Consider the following 22,955-nt stretch of genomic DNA (forward strand, 5'->3'; position numbering starts at 1 on the left):
CGAATTTTGAGAATTTTATTTGTAGTCAAAAAATATCTCTACCCTAGGGAAATTACTCAGACGTTAAACTTAGTAAATTCAATACCAAATTACAGTTTTATATGATATTTTTGACGTTAGTGAATCAAGCTATGAAACCGTAAGTAATCAAGTTAATATAATATTATTGATAACAATCTTTTTTTTTATAAGGTATAACCAAATATAAACAAGGATTTAACTTTCATTAAAAAAACAGCTTCTAATAGTTACTTCATTTTGAGATCTGCGTAAGTCCTAAAGATAAATCTTAATGGTTTAGCATTTGATCTAAATATAGAAAGCCATTCATAGTTCCAAATGAAATGGGAGAATATTTGAAGCTGATGCGTGTTTACTTATCTTCACAAACTAAAGAATTAAAATACCAAATAGCTTCACAATTATCTAAATGTAAATTCAAGTGTCAACTTTTGTGACAAATTACCCAACCTTCACAAGTTCTTCATATTTGTCGATTAACTTTAGTTAGTAAGGTCAGCAGTTTGCCCTAACACTGATATATAAATTTTTTCTTTGGAGGTAGGAAATGCAATCAGTTTATATCATTCTATTGACTGTTTCTGCAACCGCCGTATTGATTTATAACCACACATCTGAAGATATATCCTTTGTTTTAGCTGTATTAACAGGATTAATCTGTTTCTTCTGGGGTTTTGCTTGTTCTCCATGGCTTGTTCAACTACTAATAGTATGTGGCCTATTCTATTTTTACAGACTTTACTCACCAGATAGCCAAGGTATCAGTTAATTAAAGCAACATTTTTTGAAATTTTTTCAAGACAATTTTTGTGATTTTTGTTGCTGATTCAGATCAATCATTTATAAGTCTTAACTAATTTAATCTGATTTTAATTCCTCATCTAATAATTATCAGTTATTTGTTAGGGGTTAGTTGTTGGAAGTTTCGTATTTTTCAAATAAATTCGAGGTATACTATGCATACTTGTCCTTGCTGCTCTACAACATTACTTCGCCACATACGTCATAACAGTATTTACTGGTATTGTCCTCACTGTCGGGAAGAAATGCCTGACCTAGAATCAATGCTATTGAATCGTTCTAAGTTATCTAAGTCTTATGGAGGTTGGTTAGGGGTTCATAAACAAAAGTCTGAAGTATTAGTTGTTGTTCCAGCATAAGTTAATTGCTATCTGTACTTCGATATTTTGGCCTAGATTTGAATTTAACATTTATATAGAGAAGTCAAAGTCACTTACAAAATCATTTTTTGTATCTTTGGCATAAAAATATATATTCTTTCCCTGTTCCCTACTATGTGCTAAAAGTCTATATATTTTTCACACCTATTCCTATTGAGATGCTAATTATTAACACTTTTATAGAAACCACGCCTTGTTCTTTTTCCTGTATCCTTACACAAAATTATCGAAATATCTATGCCTTCAAGTCACCAGAGGATTTCAACTTTCAAACTAGTATCACACAGAGATACTATAGTATAGAGAATCAAAATTATTCAAAACTATAAAGTCTTAGATAAGTAGTTTTGAAAACTTCATCTCGGGTAAGTCATGGGTAATTTTAGTCTCAAAGTGTAACTTACTTATGCCTTTATCTTCAAACTATCCAACATATAATTGTGTCGAATCAATTCTGTTCCTAATTTTTTACAACATATCATTTCATTAAAACATCCTAGCTCTCATCTTAATTCCCAAACTCTGGTAATTTGAGAATAATCACTAACCCGATTTAACATAAATTCAAGAGCAAGGCATGGCCACTATTTGGGAATTAGACTTCTACAGTCGTCCAATACTCGATGACAGACAAAAAAAACTCTGGGAACTATTAATTTGCGAAAGTCCCGTAGGTATTAATGACCCGACAGACTCTTTGTATCGTTACTCGGAGTTTACAAGTAATCAAGAAGTAAACTCAATTTGGCTACGGAATGCGATAAAAAAAGCGATCGCTGATGCTCCCGAACCGCCTCAAAAAATACGCTTCTTTCGTCGCCAAATGAATAACATGATTACTAAAGCTTGTGCAGAACTGACCATACCTACAGCCCTCAGTCGTCGCACTTATTTACTTAACCAGTGGCTAGAACAACGAATGGAAGAAGTTTATCCGACTTATCCCGGTTATCAAGCAGGAACAAATCCTCCAGTTCAATATATGAATTCTGTACCACAACCTTTACCAGATGCGTTAATAGGAGAAAAGTGGACATTTGTTAGTTTAGAAGCTGGGGCTTTTGCAGAAATGTCAGACTGGGATATTGATTTTGGAGAAGCTTTTCCTCTTAGCATGATGAATCTAGCAGCTAATTCTCCTATTCCTGGTTTGATTATCTATTCGTCTAGGGCCAAACCTTTAGCTGCTTGGATGTCAGGGTTAGAGTTAGCCTTTATCCAATTTAATCCGAGCCAACCAGCTAGATTACTACTACAGACTGGAGGTGATGATTCTTGGATTTTGGCTAATCTAAGTAATTCATCAACTATTGCTGAAGCTCAAAGATTTTCTGAAGCCAAGTCAAAGGCCAAAGAAGTTCATTTTTTGGCAGTACAGTCAAATCCAGAATCAGAATCATTTGCTGGTTTTTGGTTGTTACAAGAAATTAATATTTAGTTAAGCTTTGGGTGCTGGACATTGGTACAATCCTACTAGCAATTCCATTGTCCAAAATCAAAAATCCCAAACAGAATGTTATGACCGAATTAGCAGAACAACTGCTAGAACTAGCTGCCAAGGCAGGGGCTGAGGCAGCAGAAGTATTTCAGGCGGAATCACACTCCCAGCCTATATTTTTTGAAAGTAATAGACTCAAGCAACTAGAAAGTACCCAATCAGAAGGCACAGCACTTCGGCTTTGGCGAAATGGACGTCCTGGATTAGCTGTAGCTCATGGGCCTGTGACGCCTAAAGCTTTAGTAGAAAGAGCCATTTCTATCAGTAGTTTGAATGAACCAGAATATATTGAACTAGCCTCAAAAGCTAAAAATCGCCATTATCCCAACCAAGGGATATTTGTACCTGTAGAACAACTGGTAAAGTGGGGCAAAGAAGCGATTGCCTTAATCCGAGAATTTTATCCAGATGTGATTTGTAACGGAGAATGGGATTGTGAAATTGAATCTACCCGTTTGATAAATTCATTAGGACTAGATTGTAATCATATAGATACAACTTTAAGTGGTTATGTAGAAACTGATTGGGTAAGAGGTGACGACTTCTTAAATATATCTGATGGTCAAATCCAAAGAAATAGCCTCGATCCGAAGACAGTTGCCAACCGAATCTTACAACGATTAAATTGGGCACAGAAGAATGTGGCCTCCCCTAGTGGTAGAGTACCTATTTTATTTACAGCTAAAGCAGCAGACTTATTATGGAGTACCATATCTGGAGCTTTGAATGGGAAACAGGTACTAGAAGGTGCTTCTCCTTGGAGCGATCGCCTGGGGGAGCTTGTTACTAATAAACAAATTACTATTTCTCAACAACCAGAAGAAGGACCTTTTAGTTGTCCTTTTGATGATGAAGGTACTCCAACCCGCTCCATCGAATTTATTCAAAATGGTGTTTTACAACTGTTTTATACAGACCGAACTACTGGTAGATTATTGGGTAGTGGTACTACTGGTAATGGGTTTCGCCCGGACTTAGGTAGGTATCCTACACCAGAATTATTTAATTTTATAGTTAAACCAGGAGAGCGATCGCTAGAGGAATTAATAGGGATGTTAGATGATGGAATTATAGTCGATCAAATTCTAGGTGGTGGTGCTGGTATTTCTGGTGACTTTTCTATTAATGTTGAACTTGGCTATCGTGTGAGAAAAGGTGAAATAGTTGGTAGAGTAAAAAATACAATGGTTGCTGGTAATGTTTATACAGCATTAAAGCAATTAGTAAAATTAGGAAATGATGGGGAATGGAATGGTTCTTGTTATACTCCTCATGTAATTGTAGAAGGATTATCTACTATTGGTAAAGTACATTAAATTACTGATAAGTTATTAATATTTGTACTTCATCTACTTGGAATCCATTGTATATCTGTATTCTCTTTCATCAAAAATATACGAAACTTTTCAGGATGAGAAAGTAGATAAGGCATTAATCTTATATCTCTATTAATTTTTTTCTGTTGCCTTTTGATTACTTCCCCATAATTTTAGACCTCATCAAGCTGCAAACTTTTGTATAAAATGGTGAGTAAATTTTACTATATTTACCATAGGTCTAAATTAGTCAATATTTACCCACCCTACTACGTTAATAATTTAAAATATAACCTTATTTCTCATTATTTTCTGCTTTAGTTTTTGTAGACTTCCTACCACGAGTAGACTTTTTAGTTGAAGCTTTAGCCTGCAAAAGTTCTAAAGCTTGCTCCAAAGTCATATCTTCTACTGCTTTATCTTTGGGCAAAGAAGCATTTACCTTACCATGTTTTACATAAGGTCCATACCGACCATCATAAATACCAACTGGCTCACCATCTTCAGGATGTTTACCCAAATCTTTCAGTGGAGGTGTAGCTTTAGCACTACCTCGTTTCGCTCTTTTAGGTTGAGCTAATAACTCTAAAGCACGTTCCAAAGTAATAGTCAAAACATCATCCCCAGCTTTCAAAGAACGATAATCTTTACCACCCTCTTTTCCTTGATCGTGGACGACATAAGGACCGAAACGTCCTAAATTAGTTTGAATTTTACAACCAGTTTCTGGGTGAGTCCCCAAAGTACGAGGTAAAGACAACAAACCTACTGCCATATCCAAAGTCACATCTTCCATATTCACGCCCTTTGGCAGTGAACTTCGCTTTGGTTTTTTCTTACTTCCCTCCACCTCATCGCCCAACTGTACATAAGGACCGTAACGACCTGTCATTATATAGATAGGTTTATCTTCTTCTGGATGAATTCCTAATTCCTCCGGACCTTCTGTTTTTTGCTTAAGAATTTTCTCGATTTGTTCTGGATCTAAGTCTGAAGGAGTTAAATCTTCAGGAATAGAAGCTTTGACAACATCTTCACCATTCTCTGCCTCAATATAAGCCCCAAATTTGCCAATACAGATACGATAAGTCATCTCTGGATCGTTATCCAAATTCTCTAACTCAATAGTGCGGGCTAACTTGGGGTCAATATGCTCCTCTTGTTCCTTAATTTGAGTATCCAGTCCAGTTTCTCCAGAGTAAAATTCTCGTAGATATGGCAACCATTGAGCTTCACCCGTAGAAATATCATCCAGAGTTTGTTCCATACGAGCGGTAAACTTAACATCGACAAATTCAGGAAAGTGCTTTTCCAATAAACTTGTCACCCCAAAAGCAGTAAAAGTAGGAACCAAGGCATTACTCTGAAGTTTGGCATAACCACGGTCAACGATAGTACCAATAACAGTAGCATAGGTACTTGGACGACCAATACCTTCACTTTCTAGAGTTTTAACTAGAGATGCTTCGGTAAACCTAGCAGGTGGTTGAGTTTCATGTCCTACTACTTCTATTTCTTTACAATTTGGACTATCGCCCTGTTTTAGAGGAGGCAATGGTACTTCTTGATTTTCCAAAGCTGCTTCTGGGTCATCCGAACCTTCAACATAAGCCCGGAGGAACCCAGGAAAGTCTATCCGTTTCCCATTAGAACGAAAACCTGCATCTTCGACTTGTAAATTAACAGTAATATGGGTTTGACGAGAGTCAGCCATTTGACAAGCTACTGTCCTTTTCCAGATTAAATCGTAAAGAGCAAATTCTTGATCCTTCAATCCTGTTTCCTGGGGAGTGCGGAACGTTTCACCTGCAGGGCGAATAGCTTCGTGAGCTTCCTGAGCCCCCTTACTTTTAGTAGTGTACTGCCTGGGTTCAGGACTAAGATATTCTGCACCATACATTTTTTCCACACAACTCCGGGCAGCAGCGATCGCCTCATCGGACAAATGAACCGAGTCTGTCCGCATATAGGTAATAAAACCCTGTTCATATAAATTTTGGGCAGTCCGCATAGTTTGCCTAGCACCCATTCGTAGCTTGCGGTTAGCTTCCTGTTGTAAAGTAGAAGTGGTAAATGGTGGGGATGGTTTACGTTTAACAGCTCGCTCTTCAACATTATTAACACTCCAAGGTTTATTCTCAAGTCTTTCTTTCAGAGCTTCAGCTTGAGTCTCATCCAACAAAACAACATTACGACCCTCAGTTATTTTGCCCGTATTTTCATCAAAGTCACTACCCGTAGCAACTTTTGTTCCTCCAAGGGTGACAAGTTTAGACTCAAACGGAGTTTTTTCTTGTTCTAAACTGGCCTTTAAATCCCAATAACCCCCCTGTTTAAAAGCCTGACGTTGACGTTCTCGATTAACTAATAGTCGAACTGCTACTGACTGTACCCTACCTGCAGAAAGACCCCAGGCAATTTTTTTCCACAGTACAGGAGAGAGAGTATAACCATAAAGTCGGTCTAAAATACGACGAGTTTCTTGTGCCCTGACTAACTGTTCATCTATATTACGACAGTTTTCAATTGCCTTGCGGATAGCTTCTGGAGTAATTTCATGGAATACCATCCGTTTAATAGGGACTTTCGGTTTTAGTAGTTGTAATAAATGCCAACTTATGCTTTCCCCTTCTCGGTCTTCATCTGTCGCCAGAACTAATTCATCCGCTTCTTTCAGAGCATCTTTAAGTTCTTTAACGGTTTTCTTTTTGTCTTTAGGGACAACGTAAACAGGTTCAAAATCTGATTCTACGTTTACCCCTAGATGTGCCCACTTTTCTCCTTTGTATTTTTCTGGTATTTCCTCAGCAGAAGGTGGTAGGTCACGCACATGACCCATGGATGCCTCAACACGGTAGTCGGAGGGTAGATAGTTACGAATAGTACGGGCTTTAGTAGGAGATTCAACAATAACAAGAGTTGACATGAGACCTTATATTAGGATATTAATAACTGAGATTTTTGTATGCTAGTATGCACCTGTAAGCAATGGGGCAGAGATGGGATAGTTTTATTGTTTGCTTTGGTTTAGCTTTACAGAATAGATTTTTTGGTTTGACGCTATATTAATTTTTTTGTGTCTGCCAAAATCTATGTTTAATGAACTTAGGAACGGAAATTAAATAAGACTGGGACATTCTGGTTTCTGGTTATCAAATCTCTTGAGCGTAATTAATTTTATCCGGTTTGATTTTGTTCTCATTCCTTAATGGACACATTCATTTTTCAGGTATCCTTATTAAAATTTGCTAGCATAATCAATATTTTATGTCAATAGTATTGAGACATTGTTGCTCAAATCAAAATCCACGAATACATCCATGAAGATAATGCTTGAGTAGGACTACTTTAACTATTTATAGTCTCCAGTCCTCTTGATTTGGATTATCTCTACTTGATTAAAAATTCGTAAGTATTTTATTCACATAAAAATTTCAACTGTCTATCTAAAAATCTGAATTTTCCAGTTGTAATATTATGCTGGGATAATTAGTAATAAAACTCCATTCTGCTGAAGGGTTTAATGTCCCGCAGTGAACAGCGAAACAAAAAACTTTCTCCTCTTGTAATATTATGCTGGGATAATTGGTAATAGAACTCCATTCTGCTGAAGGGTTTAATGTTCCGCAGCGAACAGCGAAACAAAAAACTTTCTACTCGTTATATAGCAGTCAAAGTAAAGATTAGGAAATTTATAAATGCTCAAACGAGCTTCAGGGATTGCTTCTAACTTCTGACTTGCGCGTAGAGCTATACCTTTTTTCCTTCTCCTCTTTCCTCCTCAATTCTAACTACTAAGTTTTTTCTAATTATTTAGAACTTTTTAACTCGATATACTATGAATTATGGTTTGTAAATCATACAAGTTTGGTGTATTGTTTAGTCGATAATCTCATAATGTTAAGTATATTTATTATGGCCGTTGATATTATCGACTATGAAATTAAAGGAGAATCTCTACAATTAGTAGAAATTGAACTTGACCCTGCAGAAGGAGTCAGAGCAGAAGCAGGAGCAATGACCTATATGGAACAAGGCATTGAAATGCAAACTACTACTGGTGGTGGTGCTTGGAAAGGTTTTAAGCGAATGTTGACTGGGGAAAGTTTTATGATTACCACTTTTTTCAATCAAGGTACAGGTAAAGCTAGAGTTGCTTTTGCTGCTCCCTATCCAGGGCAAGTTATTCCTTTAAATTTAACTGAATTAGGTGGGGAATTTTTGTGCCAATCTAGTTCTTTTCTTTGTGCTGCTAATGGTATTGATATTGAAATTGCTTTTACTAAAAAAGTAGGTGCTGGTTTCTTTGGTGGAGAAGGTTTTATCCTGCAAAAATTACAGGGAAATGGTTTAGCTTTTGTTCATGCTGGTGGTACAATTATAGAAAAAAATTTAGCTGAAGGAGAAGAATTACGAGTAGAAACTGGTGCAGTTGTTGGTTTTTCTACCTCAATAAAATATGATATTGAAATGGTAGGTGGTATGAAGAATATTGTATTTGGTGGAGAAGGTTTATTTTTAACTAAACTTATAGGTCCTGGTTTAGTTTATATACAAAGTTTACCTCTTTCAAGCCTGGCACGAAAAATTGTTGCTGCTGCTCCTGTAAGTAATTAATTCCTTGAAATTGTAAATTAAATATCTTTTCGAGCTAGGAAAAAAGAGTTTTTATATAACAAAATTAATCACTATTGAAATTAAGGTTCAATTATATCAATAAAATACATTAATGATGCTACTTACGATCGAATAAGGAGATTGATAAGTAGCATAATTTTTTGTGTTTCTGTTACACCTCTTTCAAAATTTAATAGTCAGTAGTTACTAGCTAGAAGTTAGAGAGAACAAAGGTATCAAGTAATGAAGCGGAATATGGTCCCTGAATCAGTTATGATTAAAATTCAGTAGTTAAATTTCATTGGGAAGCTCTGCAAAACGGCCATTTTACAAAAAATAAGATTGTTTGAGTAATTCCCCCATTACTTAGAAATATATGACCGTACAAATATTCAAGAAAACCTTAAATCTTCAAAATCTCCAAACTCTAATAGTATCTCTACTATTACTAATACTGGCCACTATTGTCCCAGTATCATCTGCATCGGCAACAGGAGTTTATCAAATGCCTAATTTAACGGCAGGCGATCGCACATTTATTGTTGATGATGCAGATGTTCTTAGTCGGGTGACTAAGAGTAAACTGAAAAATTCTTTAGAAAATTTGGCCAATGCCACAGGAAATGAAGTGAGATTTGTGACTATCCGTCGTCTAGACTATGGTGAGACAGCAGATAGTTTTACGGAAAAATTATTTGACAAATGGTTCCCCACTTCAGAAGCAAAAGCTAATCAAACTTTATTGGTACTAGATACTCTTACTAATAATGATGCAATTCGCATCGGTGATGCAGTTAAAGAAATTATCTCTGATGAAATTACTCAGAGTGTAGTTGACGAAACTATTCAAGTACCTGTTAGAGATGGAAACAAATACAATGAGGCTTTTTTGGCAGCTAGCGATCGCCTGATTGCTGTATTATCTGGAGAACCAGATCCAGGCCCACCGGAAGTTAAGGATGAACTTTCAGCACAAGTAGCTGCTACTTTTAAATCAGCAGAAGAAACTGACGATCAAAGTGCAACTATTTTGGTGGTTATATTGTTGGTAGTTGCTACAGTTGTGCCTATGGTTACTTATTTCTGGTATCAAGGCTTTTCTGGATAGAAATTAAGGAGAATGGTTGGAGTATATTTTTTTGCCATTCTCCTTATTTAACTAGCTATTAACCTTTCTTCAGGGAATGCTCCGCTTGCCAGAATTTAGCCGTCAGCTAAAAATTCAAGGGTTTAAGTAACCCACTATATTTGAAAAAGTGCGTGGTAAGCTGTTGTGCATTTAAAGGACTTATTGCTCTGTGTCTTGTTCAAAGGAAAACCTTGATTAATTCTGACTTTTGACTTCTGACTTCTGACTTGCTAATACCCATTTTAAATGTGTATTAGCTTATGTGTTAATGGGGGTTTAAATTCCTTATTCTACACCTTAAGAAGCTGAGTTCTGAGTGCTGCTTCAATTAATCTTGAATATATTCTTTGCCAGTTAATAAAGCTGTTTCAGCACGCAAAAATTCCCTTCCTAAATAAGCAGCATGATCTAACATTGTGACTAGGCAAGGGTGTGTTTCTTCAAATATTTTGACACACATTTCTTTTGCGGTTCTAGAAGTAAATGTTGTGGTTTCTTGACGTTCTACTTTTCCTTTTACTGGAATAGGTTTTCCTGTTTCTGGATCGATAGCTAAACCACGGTCATCAATAATATTAGTGAAGTGTTTTGCACAAATTAAGCTTGCTTCTCGGTCAATAAAAATAATGAAGTAACCACCTGGATCAAGGTCTATGTGACGTTTAGAAAGTTTTTCATCAATGGTGGTCATGTCTTCAAATGTTAGATTCATAGTTCAAATTTAAAATTACCTGTATTTTATTCTACATTTTTATCTAAATTTCGGCACAAGACCAGCACTATGTGGAAATTTTATTATCTCAATAAATGCCAATTATTATGATAAAAAAAGTGATATAATGGTAATAAAAAATATTTCTGCGCAGCCAATATTTAGTGTTAGTAATTAGATATTAAAGATTGAAAGCCAGATAAAAATATAGAATACATCGAAATCATATATTAAGTCAAAAGGTTAAATCAATTATTTGGGTGTTGTCTTTTTTTAGGAATCAAAGTTTATCCTAGTAAAATCAATTATATATTAATCAAAAATAGAAACCTGATTATGTTAATTTGACTAAGCAATTCATAAGCGAGGCAAAAAAGGAATTATTTTGGTTGAAAAATTTTCCATCTACATCTATTACAATAATCCAGCAAAGACTTAGGCTAACCTGACAGAAACTTTTTTGATAATTGTACTGGGAAATGTAAAGCTATTAAAGTTAAATGTCCTAAATTTAAGAGTAGAAATTCTAGACAATCTACTAAATTTTTAGGTAGAAATTATAGAATAGGCCAAGATAAACTGTTTCCCACAAAAATAGGTAAGGTCAAAATATTTTGGTCAAGAAAACTTCGTACTTAACCAACTTTTAGCCAAAATTATCAAAAATTTTGCTCATAGATACTTTGCTAGTTTTGTTTTAGACATTCATTCTGAACAATTACCTAAATATAGATAAGTTAGTAAAAATTGATTTAGGTATCTCAACATTTGGAACTTTATCAACAGAACAAAAGGAAAAAGATAAAAAATTTAGCTAAATTTCAACGTAGATTATCTAGAAAACAAAACGGTAGTAAACCTAGAGAAAAAGCAAGATTGAGAATAGATAAATTACTGATGTCAGCAACAATTATCCTCACAATTACCGAAGGAAGTATCAAAGGTCAACAGTTCATCTTTGAAGAACGTACTACCTGTGTGATTGGTCGTTCCTATGACTGTTACCCTCAACTACCTAACGATCGAGCTCATCGCACTATTTCCCGATACCACTGTTTATTTGATATTAATCCTCCTGACATCCGTGTGCGTGACTTTGGTAGTAAAAATGGTACTTATGTCAATGGCCAAAAAATCGGGCAGCGCCCAGCAAATCAGACTCCCCTGCAAGCTGCCCATCTAAATTTCCCAGAATATGACTTAAGTGAAGGTGATGAAATTAAAATTGGTTCTACTGTGATAAAAGTTAGTATCTTAGGTACTAGAGAAGGTGATAGAAGTGATTTTCTCAACAACTTAGGTATTGAGGATGATGATGAGACTATTGCTGAATCAAAAGTTTCTCATGGTTCAACAACTGCTCAATTTAACCAACAGGAAATTGTCAAAAATCTACGACAGATAGTCAATGAAGGAGAGCCTAATCTTAAAGCTTTACAGGAATATACTATTATTAAACAACTTAGCAGTGGAGAATGCAGTCAGGATTATTTAACTTTGAATGAGGATAGTGGAGAGTTATTAGTATTGAAAATAATGCTGCCTCAAGTAAGGGTTAGTCAACGTGCGAGAGAAATGTTTCTTCAGGAGGTAGAAAATACTAAGGCTTTGGATCATCCTCACATAGTTAAATTTCAAGATTATAGTTATTTTAATGGTACTTTTTTCCTTACTTTGGAGTATTGTCATGGTGGTACTGTAGTAGATTTAATGCAGCGAGAGGGAGGTAAATTATCAGTTGAACAAGCTCTACAAATTATGTTTGAGGTGTTAGATGGTCTAGAATATGCTCATAATGCTGAAGTTCCTTATGTGAAACAAGCCGATAGTAGTTTTAGTCAGGGACGAGGTTTAGTTCACCGAGATTTAAAACCACATAATATTGTGCTGGGTAATGTCAGAGGTACTTCTGTGGCGAAAATAGCTAACTATGGATTGGCAAAAGCTTTTGATATAGCTGGTTTGAGTGGTCAAACTATGAGCGGCCTAACTTTAGGATTACCTGTTTTTGTTCCTCGTCAACAGGTGATTAGTTTTAACTATATGAAACCGGAAATGGATGTTTGGGCAATGGCAGCAACTCTCTACTATATGTTAACAGGAGCATACCCCCGTGATTTTTTGGAGAGAGACCCATTTTTGGTTGTTTTACAAACAAATGCTGTACCTATTCGAGAAAGAGATGTTTCTATTCCAAAAAATTTAGCAGAGGTAATTGATTTAGGATTAACTGATACACCTGAGATTTATTTTAAGAGCGCAGCTAAGTTTAAACAAGCTCTAATGAATTCAGTAGAAAATTAGTTTCTTCCATACATTTATCTACGATTTTGTCAATGACTAGAATTACTTAAGCATTTATAGCTGTCTAAATTTTGTTTATTTGAGGTTGTCTAAATTATTCTGAAAATTGGGGGATTTGAGATGAGATTAACGTAAATACTAGGTTGCAGCCTTATTTATCAGAGTCTTTTTTAAATTTATTTATAACATTGGCACAATATCTTATGTACAGACTATGATACCAAATCTCTGAAATAAGGCAAGCTCGTGAAATAATTTGTCATAAGCTCGAGAAAATGAGGCTAATTAGATTTAGAAAAACAATATTAAAAGTTAATTTGATTAGTAAAATCTATATTGAGCGATCGCTATTTTGTTTTGTTTTTGAAAGTTATTTTATCTTACTGCTTCCTCATCTCCCCCTCTCTTTTGAAAGATATCTCGAATGGTTTCTAGTATTATCTCTATCATCCCATTATGGGTAGGTAGGTGGGAAAATTTACAACTACGTCATTGCGACTGGAAAGGAGTGGAAGTAAGTAATATCAAGGGTTTCGAGTGTATTGATATTCGTTACAGAGTGAGGTTTATTCGCGCCTACCTACTTACTGTTTATCTGCTGGAAAAGCTTGAAACTCAAAGATAGGAAATTTTTCAGGATTTTCAGGAAGTTAGGTAGGGTTATGGATGGAAAAAAAATACATAGAAGTCTGATTAAATCTGGCTTTTGACTAATGTTTTGCTTAAATTAGAAAAAGAATTTTTTTAACTGCCTAAAGTCCTCTACAGTCTCTAGTACTGATACGATATATTGATAATTAATAAGAAAGTAGAAGGAAACAATCTTAAGGTTGATGATTCCTGAATCTTAAATAGTTAAATTTATTCCCATCTACTTACTTATTAATAAAGATAACTTTTAGTTCTAACCAGAATTTATATTCAAAGTTGAGAGAGAAATAATAAGAGTAAATTTAGGAGGTTAAATATGAATATACTACTTAAACCAACAAAACTAATTAAATACTCCCTGATGGCTTTTATAATTGGAACTTCAGTTGTTGTTTCCCATCAAGAAAAAGCCTGGGCAGGATATGGTGCGATATCTTATTCACCAAGTCAAAAAACAAACGGGATTTCAAATAATAAGGTTTCACAAGATAGCGCTGTAGAAGAAGCGAAACAAGATTGTGAAAAGCAAGGAGGAAAAAATTGTAAGACAAGATGGGTTAGAAATGGCTGTGTAGTCCTAATGGTTAATTCATCTAACGCACAATATTCGTTTGGCTCTGGTATCTCTTTAAGCAGTGCAGAAAATGATGCGAAAAACAATTGCCAAGAATGTGAAATTACCAGATATTTGTGTACCAGTAATTAATTAGCTTTACTCAAAGGCTTTAATTAAAGTTTTAATCTTATTCTTCGCCTGTGCTAAAATCATCTTCGTCATCAGAATTAGTTGGTGAAGAATCATTTGGGGTATCTTGTTCTGCCTCTTGCCTCTCGATACCAAACTGTAAAAGGTATTGACTTGTGTCAGGTAAAAGTCCAGAGTTAATTCCGGGGTCAAATCTTGAAATTAATTGTAGTAATTTTTGATCTATTTCAATAATGAAGATGCTATTTTTTTCAGTTGGATTTGCTGCTTTATCTTGACTGTTTTTATTGATGAAATTCTTATCTGAATAGCCATTAGTTGCAATGTAGCTGAGAATTCTATTTTCAATATTTACAGATTCTATAAGTGTTACCAAATGATATTTATGACTCAAATTGAACTGAAATAAAAGAGGAACTTGAGTAATCAAAATCAACCAAAAACTATTAACTATAAATAAAGTTGCAGGACGTTGAGCACCAGAATTTTCTTGCTTAAATATTTTTTCAAATCCATCTTTACTTAGAAAAACAAAAAGTATTCCACTAACTAATGCTAGTGGCCAAGCAAACAAACTCGTGGTAAAGTCTAGAGAATTGTAGAAAATTAATTTATCTTTTGCTATCTTTATGTGTTGCTTTACTGAGTTTAGCTGCTTTGTTATCCTCTCTTTTTGTGCTGGAGTAGCCTGTAAATTTGAGAGGATAACTATATATTGCAATTCTTTTTCAAATTCTTCCCATTTGTGTCTTTTAATCCAGTTGAATCGGAATATAGGGCTTTGTTGGTCTTCTGAGCAAAATAATTTATAACGGCTTGATTGACATAGTGAATCAATCAAAGAATTTTCGTAAGCTACATTATTATTATTTTTTAATAAAGGTAACAATTCTGAAATTGAATTATGTATATTTTGATTTATTTCTTGTTCAGATGTTTTTATTTTTTCCTTTACCTCAGATATTTTCTTTAAAACTTCTTCCTTACTATCATCTTTTAGAATTATTTCTATATTATCCTCAAAATTTTCTAACTTGTTCTTTATTCCTTTAAAGAAATAGAAATTTATTTCTATTAATTTTATTTGATCGTTAATATTAGATATTGCCTTAAGTGAAGAACACTTCTTCTGTCTCTGATATTCACTATCACTATCACTTAGACTACCTTGAATCGCTTCATTTTCATTGAAACATTTTTCATTGTTAACATCATCTGCAAAGTTATTATTATTTGTAATTTCCGTCAAATCCCGAATAATTGATTCTAAAATATCGCTAGCTTTTATAGTATCTAATGAAGGATATTCTATCAATTTTATTTGAATTTCATTTAAAATATCATCTGGCTGATACAAAGAATTGATTTTAATAGCTTTTTCAGCAATTTCCTTATTCAAAGGAGTTCTTAAATAATATGATTGACCGTTTAGCCATTGATTAACTTGCCACCGCTTAAAAAACAAAACTAATAGAAAAAAAAGTCCAAAACTTAGAGAATAAATGAACAGAATTCTGAATATAAGCCAAGTATCTATTTTCTCACATGAATCTGTTGTTTTTTGTGAATCTTGTGGTTCTTTTTTGCTGGTCATATTGATATACTTCTACAGTTCAATATTTAGTAATAAATAGGTAGATGCACTAAAATTTTCAAGAGTTGAGATTTTGTTAGATGAAGTAGTATTTTAATCGATAAGCGCCTACATAAATCGATATTTACATATTCATGATTTTAGAATCTCAAATATGTAATTTATTTTGTTGACCTGTTGAACACAATTTTAACAAAAAATTCTGGTTTATATAGGGGTTTTCATATTAATGAACTAGGGTATTTTTTTCTATTATTTGTATTTGTTCCCAATTTCCTAACAAATGCTGAATTTTTCAGCTAAGTAGGTGAGCATAAATAAGCACCATTTCTGTTATAGGATAGGTTTTTAGGGAGAAATTGCTAATTTCTCAAAGCTTTCTGCCAAACCCACCCCTACAATTTTTTTAACGTTTCATTAGACCTACCTACTTAGTCGCTAAAATTAAACTAAGCCAACTAATTAAAAAAAGAGAACATGAAAGGAATCTGGCTAGAAAACCAACAACTACAACTCCGCACTGACCTTCCCACACCGGAACCTCCAGAAGGAGAAGCACTTGTTCGAGTCTTGCGTGCTGGTATCTGCAATACAGACTTAGAACTTCTTAGAGGTTACTACCCATACAAAGGTATTCTCGGCCATGAATTTGTTGGTGTGGTGGAACAAGGACCAGAAAATTTACTCAATCAAAGAGTGGTGGGAGAAATTAATGCCGCTTGTGGTAAATGTCGCTTTTGCTTGAGCGACCAACCCACCCATTGTGAAAATCGGACAGTCTTAGGAATAGTTAACCGCAACGGAGCTTTTGCCGAATATCTCACCTTGCCAGTCAAAAATCTCCATCCAGTACCTGAAAATGTCTCAACAGATGAAGCTACATTTACCGAACCAGTCGCAGCAGCATTAGAAATTCAACAACAAATACAAATTTGCCCAGTAGATAAAGTCTTAGTAGTGGGGGATGGTAAACTCGGACAGTTAGTCGCGCAAACTTTAGCTTTAACCGACTGTCAGTTATTGGTTATTGGTCGTCATCAGGAAAAACTGGCAAATTTAGAAGAGAGGGGAATTAAAACTGGGTTTGTTGATGCAGTTACTACAGGAGCTTTTGACATTGCAGTGGAATGTACAGGCAACCCAGAAGGATTTGCTATTGCTCGTCGCGCTCTACGTGCCCGTGGTATTTTAGTTCTCAAAAGCACTTATGCAGGGAATCTGAGTTTGGATATTTCCTCATTGGTGGTGGATGAAATTACTTTAATTGGTTCTCGTTGCGGACCTTTTGAACCAGCATTAGAACTTCTATCAGAACATAAGCTTAATGTCAAGCCATTAATTCAAGCTCATTATCCCCTAGAAGCTGGAATGGATGCTTTTACTCATGCTCAGAAAAAGGGTGTTTTAAAAGTATTAGTAGATATTGGGAGAGGATAGGGTATTTATTGATAGACAAAAATATCTGTGTACTTATGCTCAGGTATATTTTACCCTACCAGTTCCTTGTTCCCTACCTCTAAAAATTTATTTGTCAAAGAATTTTTTTTAGGTGAAACAGTCATGGAGAAAAAACTCTTATTTTTACTCCAATATTGATTTGGAATAATATCAGGTTTAAATAATTACTGATAAATAAAATATTCAAGTCTTTCCCACAGAGGATAAATAAACCAGATAAATCAATTTCTCCCCTACTTCCTATTAGTATCTCAGGATTGATGGGAGGGATAAGCCATTAAATTTTCCCCCTGGTCTACTTTCCTTGCTTGTATTGTCAAAACTATAGTCATTTCAAAATTGACAAACAAGTAATCCTTCTCTATTAGGAATTAACCTTATCGTACCAACTCACAAATTTAGGTCTGTAGTCAATACAATTAATTGCTTTTTCCGAAAGAGCAACTTTAGGTTGTACAGGACATTTTAGATGATAATCTCCGGTAAAAAATAGACAATTAGCACAGGGAATATTGTGCATCTTTTTAGCCCTAGTGACCGAATCATAAATAGCGCTTATTATACTCCAAACTGTTAAAATTATCAATCCCCAAGCAAATAAAAAACACAGAGGAACTAGAAATGGCTGTATGGCATGAATTACAAAGTAAAGAATTTGAAACATAGCTAGTCATTCATAACACAAATTGCATAAATTTTAACTTAACCTAATTTAATCCATTTTTAACGTAATTTTTAAGAATATCTAAAGTTAAAAGCTTGAGTTCCTATAAAATGAAAATATGGTAATTGTTCACTATAAACAATATAGGAAATTAGACTATGACTTTAAGACTAGGTGACAAAGTACCTGACTTTACTCAAGCTTCCTCCGAAGGGGACATCAACTTTTATGAGTGGGTAGGTGATAGTTGGGTAGTATTATTTTCTCACCCTGCCGACTATACACCTGTTTGCACAACAGAATTAGGTATGGTTGCCAAACTCAAACCAGAATTTGATAAGCGTGGAGTTAAAGTTATTGCCCTCAGTGTAGATGACGCAGAATCTCACAAAGGTTGGATTGGAGATATCAATCAAACCCAAACCACAACTGTTAATTATCCCATCTTAGCAGATGTAGATAAAAAGGTTTCTGACCTATATGATATGATTCATCCAAACTCCTTAAATAATCTAACAGTTCGTAGTGTTTTTATCATTGACTCAGAAAAGAAACTGCGCCTTACTTTAACTTATCCAGCTAGTACAGGTCGTAACTTTGATGAAATTATCAGAGTAATTGACTCTTTACAACTAACAGATAACTATCAAGTTGCTACTCCTGTAAATTGGAAAGATGGAGATGATTGTGTAATTGTTCCTTCTCTAAAAGACCCCGAAGTATTGAAAGAAAAATTCCCCAAAGGTTACACAGAAGTTAAGCCATATTTACGGATGACTCCTCAACCTAATAAGTAAATTTATAATGTAGTTAAGGATTAAGAGTGATAAGTTTGCTTCTTAATCCTTAATTATTTTTAGGAGGGAGAAAGATGCTTGAAGAACAGATTATTTTCCAAATGCTTCCAGATTAAAAAATGACAGAGGAACAACTTTTTTAATTCTGTCAAATTAATCCAGATTTACGCATAGAAACTAATAAGTTTGGAGACTGATTAATCATGCTTCCTACTGTTTCAGAAACAGGAAATAGAGAAGGTAATACCTTTGGGCAGTTATGGGTATCGTCATAACAAGATGGTACAGGTATAGTTTTCAGTTCAAGCACTGGATTTACTCTTTCTACAGGAGCAAAAAAATCCCCGGATGTTTCCTGGATAAAATTAGAAAGATGGAATAGTTTATCTCAAGAACCAAAAGAAAAGCTTGCTCCTATTTGCACGGATTTTGTATTGGAATTAATGTCACCTTCAGATAATCTGAAAACTCTGCAAGCAAAAATGACAGAATATATGGAAGAGCCTGGAGTAAAATTAGGTTGATTAATTGATAGAAAAGAGAGAAAAGTTTATATTTATCGCCCAGGAATAGCTACCGAATCTTTAGAAAATCCTGAGAGTATAAGTGTAGAAACAGTCTTACCAGGATTTGTTTTAAATATGAATAAAATTTGGTAAAAAGGAGGGAAAATTATGGTTGACGATTTGATGATTTTACAAATGCCTCCAAGTTTAAAAATGACAGAGGAACAATTTTTTGAATTCTGTCAAATTAATCGAGATTTACGCATAGAAACTAATAAATTTGGAGAGCTATTAATTATGTCTCCTGCAGGTTCAGAAACAGGAAATCGAGAATTCAATATATGTCTGCAACTAGGGTTATGGTCAGAACAAGATAGTACGGGTTTAGCTTTTAGTTCTAGTACAGGATTTACTCTTTCCACAGGAGCGAAACAATCCCCGAATGTTTCTTGGATAAAATTAGAAAGATGGAATAGTTTATCTCAAGAACAAAAAGAAAAATTTGCTCCGATTTGCCCGGACTTTGTAGTGGAATTAATGTCACCTTTCGATAATCTGAAAACTCTGCAAGAAAAAATGACAGAATATATGAAAGAACCTGGAGTAAAATTAGGTTAGTTAATTGATAGAAAAGAGAGAAAAGTTGATATTTATCGCCCAGGAATGGCTACCGAATGTTTAGAAAATCCTGAGAGTGTAAGTGGAGACCCAATATTGCCAGGATTTGTTTTAAATATGAGTAAGGTCTGGTGAATACCGAGAATTAATCTCACTTTCAGATAATCTGAAAAACCCCTAAACAAAAATGACAAAATATATTTAATAAGTGGGAATAAAATGAGGTCAGTTAATCGAGAGAAAACAGATAAAAATTTATATTGATTATTCAAAGTTACTAACAGAATGTTAACAAAATTATAACAGTTTGAATAGAGAACCAATATTGTCAGGGTTTGCATTAAATATGCAGAAAGTTTGGTAAAATTTTATTTTGTAAATACTAAATAGTAGATTGGTAAAAACATGGATATTAAACAAGGCTTTGTCGGTGCCGTTGGTAACACACCATTAATTAGATTAAATAGTTTCAGCGAAGAAACTGGATGTGAAATTTTAGGCAAAGCAGAATTTCTTAATCCAGGAGGTTCAGTTAAAGACCGAGCAGCACTTTATATTATTAAAGATGCAGAAGAAAAAGGTTTACTCAAACCTGGTGGAACAGTTGTGGAAGGAACTGCTGGTAATACAGGAATAGGTTTAGCACATATTTGTAATGCTAAAGGTTATAAGTGTTTAATTATTATTCCCGAAACTCAATCTATTGAAAAAATGGATGCTTTGAGAACTTTAGGTGCAGAAGTTAGAGCTGTTCCAGCAGTTCCTTATAAAGACCCAAATAACTATGTGAAAATGTCAGGTAGATTAGCATCGGAAATGGAAAATGCTGTCTGGGCAAATCAGTTTGATAATTTGGCAAATAGAATCGCTCATTATGAAACAACTGGACCAGAAATTTGGGAACAAACTGATGGAAAAGTAGATGCTTGGGTAGCTGCTACTGGTACAGGTGGAACTTTTGCAGGTGTTTCATTATTTTTAAAAGAAAAAAATCCGCAAATTCAAACTGTTTTAGCTGACCCGATGGGAAGTGGTCTTTATAGTTATGTAAAAACTGGGGAAATTTCTACTGAGGGTAATTCTATTACTGAGGGTATTGGTAATGGTCGGGTAACGAAAAATATGGAAAATGTGCCTATTGATGATGCGATTAGAGTTGATGATAAAGAGGCAGTCAGAGTCGTTTATCAGCTATTAAGAAAAGACGGTTTATTTATGGGTGGTTCTGTAGGAATTAATGTTGGTGCAGCAGTAGCTTTAGCAAAACAAATGGGTCCTGGTCATACTATTGTGACTGTATTATGTGATAGTGGTTCTCGTTATCAATCTAAATTATTTAATCGTGAGTGGTTAGCTGCTAAAAATTTATTGCCAGATGAAGCATAACTTTGATAATTTATGATGGAAAATAGTCAAGTTAAAAGAGTTTTATTAGTCTGTCAAAATCGCACTTGTCGGAAACAAGGTTCGGAAAAAGTATTAACTGCTTTTCAGGCATTTGATACTCCTAATATTACTGTTGAAAAAAGTGGATGTTTGGGTAAATGTGGCAGCGGACCAATGGTTTTAGTTTTGCCAGAGGAAGTTTGGTATAATCATGTACAACCTACAAATATTTCAGTAATTCTGGAAAAACATTTGCTGATTAGACTACCTGTTAAAGAAATGGTTGATTCTAATTTTCATTTGGTTAAGTAATAATTAAATATAGCACTACAAGTTAAGATTAGACAAATACTGTAAATTCTGCATTAAAACTCCGATCAAACTCTGTTCTATAATTTCCTGATTTTAGGTCTTAACTTATATTTGTAGTGCTATACCTGAGAAATATTACCCCTACTAATAATGTCAAAAAAGGTTCTTAAGTTTTGAAAATCTTAGTTTGAGAATGGCGATCGCTTCCCCGAAAAAAAATTATGGTTAAAGAAATTAAGGCAATGAATCAAAAATCTCAAGAATTTAATGAACAACGTACCCTCTCTCATGGAAATAAGAATGAAACCATTGAAGAAACCATAGAAAGGATTAAACAAAGAATCATTCAGAGTGGAGATAAACCCCATGTTACTGTTGCCAGACAATTAGAACTTCTTAATGAGTTAGCAAGTTTTCCTTTAGGACAATTTTTATTACAAAATAGAGGAGTAAATGGCTATTGGACAGATTATGTAATGGAACACCAGTATAGAGGAAGAATTACTGGTATTGATGCAGAAGGTCGTATTTTAACAGAATTGGAAAAATTTTTGCTGGATAAAAAATTCTTGCCTACACAACAAAGATATGTCATTTTTAGTGAATTTATTCAGAATTATGTGAGAGATGGTATAGTTTTTGCTTCCTTACCTTGTGGGGTAATGAAAGATTTGTTGAAATTAGATTTTACAGGTATAGAAAATTTTCGCTTAGTGGGGATTGATATTGACTATGAAAGTTTAGAATTGGCAAAAAAATTAGCTGAAGAATATGGATTATCTGAAAAAGTAGAATTTCATCAGGAAGATGCTTGGAAGTTGCCTTTTGAAGATGAATTTACACTATTGACCAGCAATGGATTAAATGTTTATGAAGCTGATGACAATAAAGTAACAGAGTTATATCGACAGTTTTTCCAAGCATTAATGCCAGGAGGTATATTGGTAACTAGCTTTTTAACCCCATCCCCAAATATTAACCCCAATTCAGAATGGGATATGAGTCAGATTAATTCAGAAGATTTATTACTTTCAAAAATTATATTTTTTGATATATTAGATGTTAAATTTACAGCCTTTAGGAGTTCATCAACAACAAAATTACAACTACAAAGTGTTGGTTTTGATGAAATAGAATTTATTTGGGATAATGCGAGAAGATATCCCACAGTAACAGCGCGTAAACCTAAATAGGGCCTGGATAAATTTCTTATTTAATAACAAAGATTTAGCAAATATTTAAACTCCCTTTCTTGACCGTGTGAAAGAAAACCTCCTACCTAAGAAATTTAGGCCAACTAAAACTTAAATAGTTTAGTTGGTTGATATAGCAATCAGGAATGAGATGTGAGAATTTTTATGATAGTTGCTTTGAGGTGAAAACCTTAAAAATTCTGACTCCTGACTCCTGACTCCTGACTCCTAACTACCATCAAAATCTTACAACTGAAATAGGATTGCTATAGTTTGTTATAATTTCTTTAAC

The 22,955-nt window shown here is 34.3% G+C and carries 19 protein-coding genes and 1 pseudogene; 15 read left to right on the forward strand and 5 right to left on the reverse strand.

The features are described 5' to 3' along the window. The first annotated feature begins 977 nt into the window (after positions 1-977). The 3 genes from ACP6PL_RS23935 to ACP6PL_RS23945 all read left to right on the forward strand — a co-directional run bounded on the left by ACP6PL_RS23935 (position 978) and on the right by ACP6PL_RS23945 (position 4,016). The gene (locus tag ACP6PL_RS23935) at positions 978-1,181 is read left to right on the forward strand and encodes a hypothetical protein (RefSeq protein WP_426547799.1); all 204 of its coding nucleotides are present in this window, start codon (positions 978-980) and stop codon (positions 1,179-1,181) included. Positions 1,182-1,779: 598 nt separating this feature from the next. Further along, positions 1,780-2,640, forward strand: coding sequence for a Tab2/Atab2 family RNA-binding protein (locus tag ACP6PL_RS23940; RefSeq protein WP_426547800.1), 861 nt, complete (start codon positions 1,780-1,782; stop codon positions 2,638-2,640). Between the two features lie 80 nt (positions 2,641-2,720). Continuing rightward, entirely contained in the window at positions 2,721-4,016 is a 1,296-nt protein-coding gene (locus ACP6PL_RS23945) for a TldD/PmbA family protein (protein ID WP_426547801.1), read from the forward strand. Positions 4,017-4,311: 295 nt separating this feature from the next. Here ACP6PL_RS23945 and topA read toward each other — a convergent pair whose 3' ends face one another. Further along, on the reverse strand, positions 4,312-6,942 hold the full coding sequence (gene topA, locus ACP6PL_RS23950) for a type I DNA topoisomerase (RefSeq protein ID WP_426547802.1): 2,631 nt from the start codon (positions 6,940-6,942) through the stop codon (positions 4,312-4,314). A 989-nt stretch (positions 6,943-7,931) separates the two neighbouring features. On the opposite strand from topA, the gene ACP6PL_RS23955 reads away from it, so the two are divergent. Beyond that, positions 7,932-8,633: a TIGR00266 family protein gene (locus tag ACP6PL_RS23955; RefSeq protein ID WP_426547803.1), complete on the forward strand. Its 702-nt coding sequence runs from the start codon at positions 7,932-7,934 to the stop codon at positions 8,631-8,633. 376 nt (positions 8,634-9,009) lie between these two features. After that, on the forward strand, positions 9,010-9,741 hold the full coding sequence (psb32, locus tag ACP6PL_RS23960) for a photosystem II repair protein Psb32 (RefSeq protein WP_426547804.1): 732 nt from the start codon (positions 9,010-9,012) through the stop codon (positions 9,739-9,741). A gap of 349 nt (positions 9,742-10,090) precedes the next feature. Here the strand turns inward: psb32 and ACP6PL_RS23965 are convergent, their stop codons facing one another. Then, a complete protein-coding gene (locus ACP6PL_RS23965; RefSeq protein ID WP_426547805.1) occupies positions 10,091-10,474 on the reverse strand; it encodes a DUF4346 domain-containing protein in 384 nt (127 codons plus the stop codon). Between the two features lie 768 nt (positions 10,475-11,242). Here ACP6PL_RS23965 and ACP6PL_RS23970 point away from each other — a divergent pair. The 3 genes from ACP6PL_RS23970 (at position 11,243) to ACP6PL_RS23980 (ending at position 14,135) form a co-directional block, all read left to right on the forward strand. Further along, positions 11,243-12,778, forward strand: a complete 1,536-nt coding sequence (locus ACP6PL_RS23970; protein ID WP_426547806.1) for a protein kinase domain-containing protein — start codon at positions 11,243-11,245, stop codon at positions 12,776-12,778. Positions 12,779-13,202: 424 nt separating this feature from the next. Next, positions 13,203-13,403: a hypothetical protein gene (locus tag ACP6PL_RS23975; RefSeq protein WP_426547807.1), complete on the forward strand. Its 201-nt coding sequence runs from the start codon at positions 13,203-13,205 to the stop codon at positions 13,401-13,403. 342 nt (positions 13,404-13,745) lie between these two features. Further along, a complete protein-coding gene (locus tag ACP6PL_RS23980) occupies positions 13,746-14,135 on the forward strand; it encodes a DUF4189 domain-containing protein (protein ID WP_426547808.1) in 390 nt (129 codons plus the stop codon). A gap of 37 nt (positions 14,136-14,172) precedes the next feature. Here ACP6PL_RS23980 and ACP6PL_RS23985 read toward each other — a convergent pair whose 3' ends face one another. Beyond that, the gene (locus tag ACP6PL_RS23985) at positions 14,173-15,729 is read right to left on the reverse strand and encodes a hypothetical protein (RefSeq protein WP_426547809.1); all 1,557 of its coding nucleotides are present in this window, start codon (positions 15,727-15,729) and stop codon (positions 14,173-14,175) included. A 477-nt stretch (positions 15,730-16,206) separates the two neighbouring features. Between ACP6PL_RS23985 and ACP6PL_RS23990 the strand changes: the two genes are divergently transcribed. Continuing rightward, positions 16,207-17,166, forward strand: coding sequence for an MDR/zinc-dependent alcohol dehydrogenase-like family protein (locus tag ACP6PL_RS23990; RefSeq protein WP_426547810.1), 960 nt, complete (start codon positions 16,207-16,209; stop codon positions 17,164-17,166). A gap of 385 nt (positions 17,167-17,551) precedes the next feature. Here ACP6PL_RS23990 and ACP6PL_RS23995 read toward each other — a convergent pair whose 3' ends face one another. Then, complete coding sequence (locus ACP6PL_RS23995) at positions 17,552-17,851, reverse strand: hypothetical protein (protein ID WP_426547811.1); 300 nt, start codon at positions 17,849-17,851, stop codon at positions 17,552-17,554. A 158-nt stretch (positions 17,852-18,009) separates the two neighbouring features. Here ACP6PL_RS23995 and ACP6PL_RS24000 point away from each other — a divergent pair, with 158 nt between their 5' ends. Beyond that, on the forward strand, positions 18,010-18,648 hold the full coding sequence (locus tag ACP6PL_RS24000; RefSeq protein ID WP_426547812.1) for a peroxiredoxin: 639 nt from the start codon (positions 18,010-18,012) through the stop codon (positions 18,646-18,648). 148 nt (positions 18,649-18,796) lie between these two features. Here the strand turns inward: ACP6PL_RS24000 and ACP6PL_RS24005 are convergent, their stop codons facing one another. Further along, a complete protein-coding gene (locus ACP6PL_RS24005) occupies positions 18,797-18,958 on the reverse strand; it encodes a hypothetical protein (RefSeq protein WP_426547813.1) in 162 nt (53 codons plus the stop codon). Between ACP6PL_RS24005 and ACP6PL_RS24010 the strand changes: the two genes are divergently transcribed. The 5 genes and pseudogenes from ACP6PL_RS24010 (at position 18,939) to ACP6PL_RS24030 (ending at position 22,663) form a co-directional block, all read left to right on the forward strand. Further along, the gene (locus ACP6PL_RS24010) at positions 18,939-19,172 is read left to right on the forward strand and encodes a Uma2 family endonuclease (protein ID WP_426547847.1); all 234 of its coding nucleotides are present in this window, start codon (positions 18,939-18,941) and stop codon (positions 19,170-19,172) included. The two genes, ACP6PL_RS24005 and ACP6PL_RS24010, sit on opposite strands and share 20 nt — an antisense overlap. A gap of 150 nt (positions 19,173-19,322) precedes the next feature. After that, positions 19,323-19,907, forward strand: a pseudogene (locus tag ACP6PL_RS24015) (Uma2 family endonuclease). Positions 19,908-20,177: 270 nt separating this feature from the next. Beyond that, positions 20,178-21,158, forward strand: a complete 981-nt coding sequence (locus tag ACP6PL_RS24020; RefSeq protein WP_426547814.1) for a cysteine synthase A — start codon at positions 20,178-20,180, stop codon at positions 21,156-21,158. A 12-nt stretch (positions 21,159-21,170) separates the two neighbouring features. Beyond that, positions 21,171-21,470, forward strand: a complete 300-nt coding sequence (locus tag ACP6PL_RS24025; protein ID WP_426547815.1) for a (2Fe-2S) ferredoxin domain-containing protein — start codon at positions 21,171-21,173, stop codon at positions 21,468-21,470. A 221-nt stretch (positions 21,471-21,691) separates the two neighbouring features. Then, on the forward strand, positions 21,692-22,663 hold the full coding sequence (locus ACP6PL_RS24030) for a class I SAM-dependent methyltransferase (RefSeq protein WP_426547816.1): 972 nt from the start codon (positions 21,692-21,694) through the stop codon (positions 22,661-22,663). The last annotated feature ends 292 nt before the right edge of the window (positions 22,664-22,955 follow it).

The organism is Dapis purpurea BLCC-M126 (assembly GCF_050015975.1).
In the GTDB taxonomy this organism is placed as follows: Bacteria; Cyanobacteriota; Cyanobacteriia; order Cyanobacteriales; family Microcoleaceae; genus Trichodesmium.

What these genes read in the sequence shown, in the direction of transcription:
- ACP6PL_RS23935 (WP_426547799.1), top strand. Translation starts at nt 978, where the DNA reads ATGCATACTTGTCCTTGCTGCTCTACAACATTACTTCGCCACATACGT.
- ACP6PL_RS23940 (WP_426547800.1), top strand. Translation starts at nt 1,780, where the DNA reads ATGGCCACTATTTGGGAATTAGACTTCTACAGTCGTCCAATACTCGAT.
- ACP6PL_RS23945 (WP_426547801.1), top strand. Translation starts at nt 2,721, where the DNA reads ATGACCGAATTAGCAGAACAACTGCTAGAACTAGCTGCCAAGGCAGGG.
- topA (WP_426547802.1), bottom strand. Translation starts at nt 6,942, where the DNA reads ATGTCAACTCTTGTTATTGTTGAATCTCCTACTAAAGCCCGTACTATT.
- ACP6PL_RS23955 (WP_426547803.1), top strand. Translation starts at nt 7,932, where the DNA reads ATGGCCGTTGATATTATCGACTATGAAATTAAAGGAGAATCTCTACAA.
- psb32 (WP_426547804.1), top strand. Translation starts at nt 9,010, where the DNA reads ATGACCGTACAAATATTCAAGAAAACCTTAAATCTTCAAAATCTCCAA.
- ACP6PL_RS23965 (WP_426547805.1), bottom strand. Translation starts at nt 10,474, where the DNA reads ATGAATCTAACATTTGAAGACATGACCACCATTGATGAAAAACTTTCT.
- ACP6PL_RS23975 (WP_426547807.1), top strand. Translation starts at nt 13,203, where the DNA reads ATGGTTTCTAGTATTATCTCTATCATCCCATTATGGGTAGGTAGGTGG.
- ACP6PL_RS23980 (WP_426547808.1), top strand. Translation starts at nt 13,746, where the DNA reads ATGAATATACTACTTAAACCAACAAAACTAATTAAATACTCCCTGATG.
- ACP6PL_RS23985 (WP_426547809.1), bottom strand. Translation starts at nt 15,729, where the DNA reads ATGACCAGCAAAAAAGAACCACAAGATTCACAAAAAACAACAGATTCA.
- ACP6PL_RS23990 (WP_426547810.1), top strand. Translation starts at nt 16,207, where the DNA reads ATGAAAGGAATCTGGCTAGAAAACCAACAACTACAACTCCGCACTGAC.
- ACP6PL_RS23995 (WP_426547811.1), bottom strand. Translation starts at nt 17,851, where the DNA reads ATGTTTCAAATTCTTTACTTTGTAATTCATGCCATACAGCCATTTCTA.
- ACP6PL_RS24000 (WP_426547812.1), top strand. Translation starts at nt 18,010, where the DNA reads ATGACTTTAAGACTAGGTGACAAAGTACCTGACTTTACTCAAGCTTCC.
- ACP6PL_RS24020 (WP_426547814.1), top strand. Translation starts at nt 20,178, where the DNA reads ATGGATATTAAACAAGGCTTTGTCGGTGCCGTTGGTAACACACCATTA.
- ACP6PL_RS24025 (WP_426547815.1), top strand. Translation starts at nt 21,171, where the DNA reads ATGATGGAAAATAGTCAAGTTAAAAGAGTTTTATTAGTCTGTCAAAAT.
- ACP6PL_RS24030 (WP_426547816.1), top strand. Translation starts at nt 21,692, where the DNA reads ATGGTTAAAGAAATTAAGGCAATGAATCAAAAATCTCAAGAATTTAAT.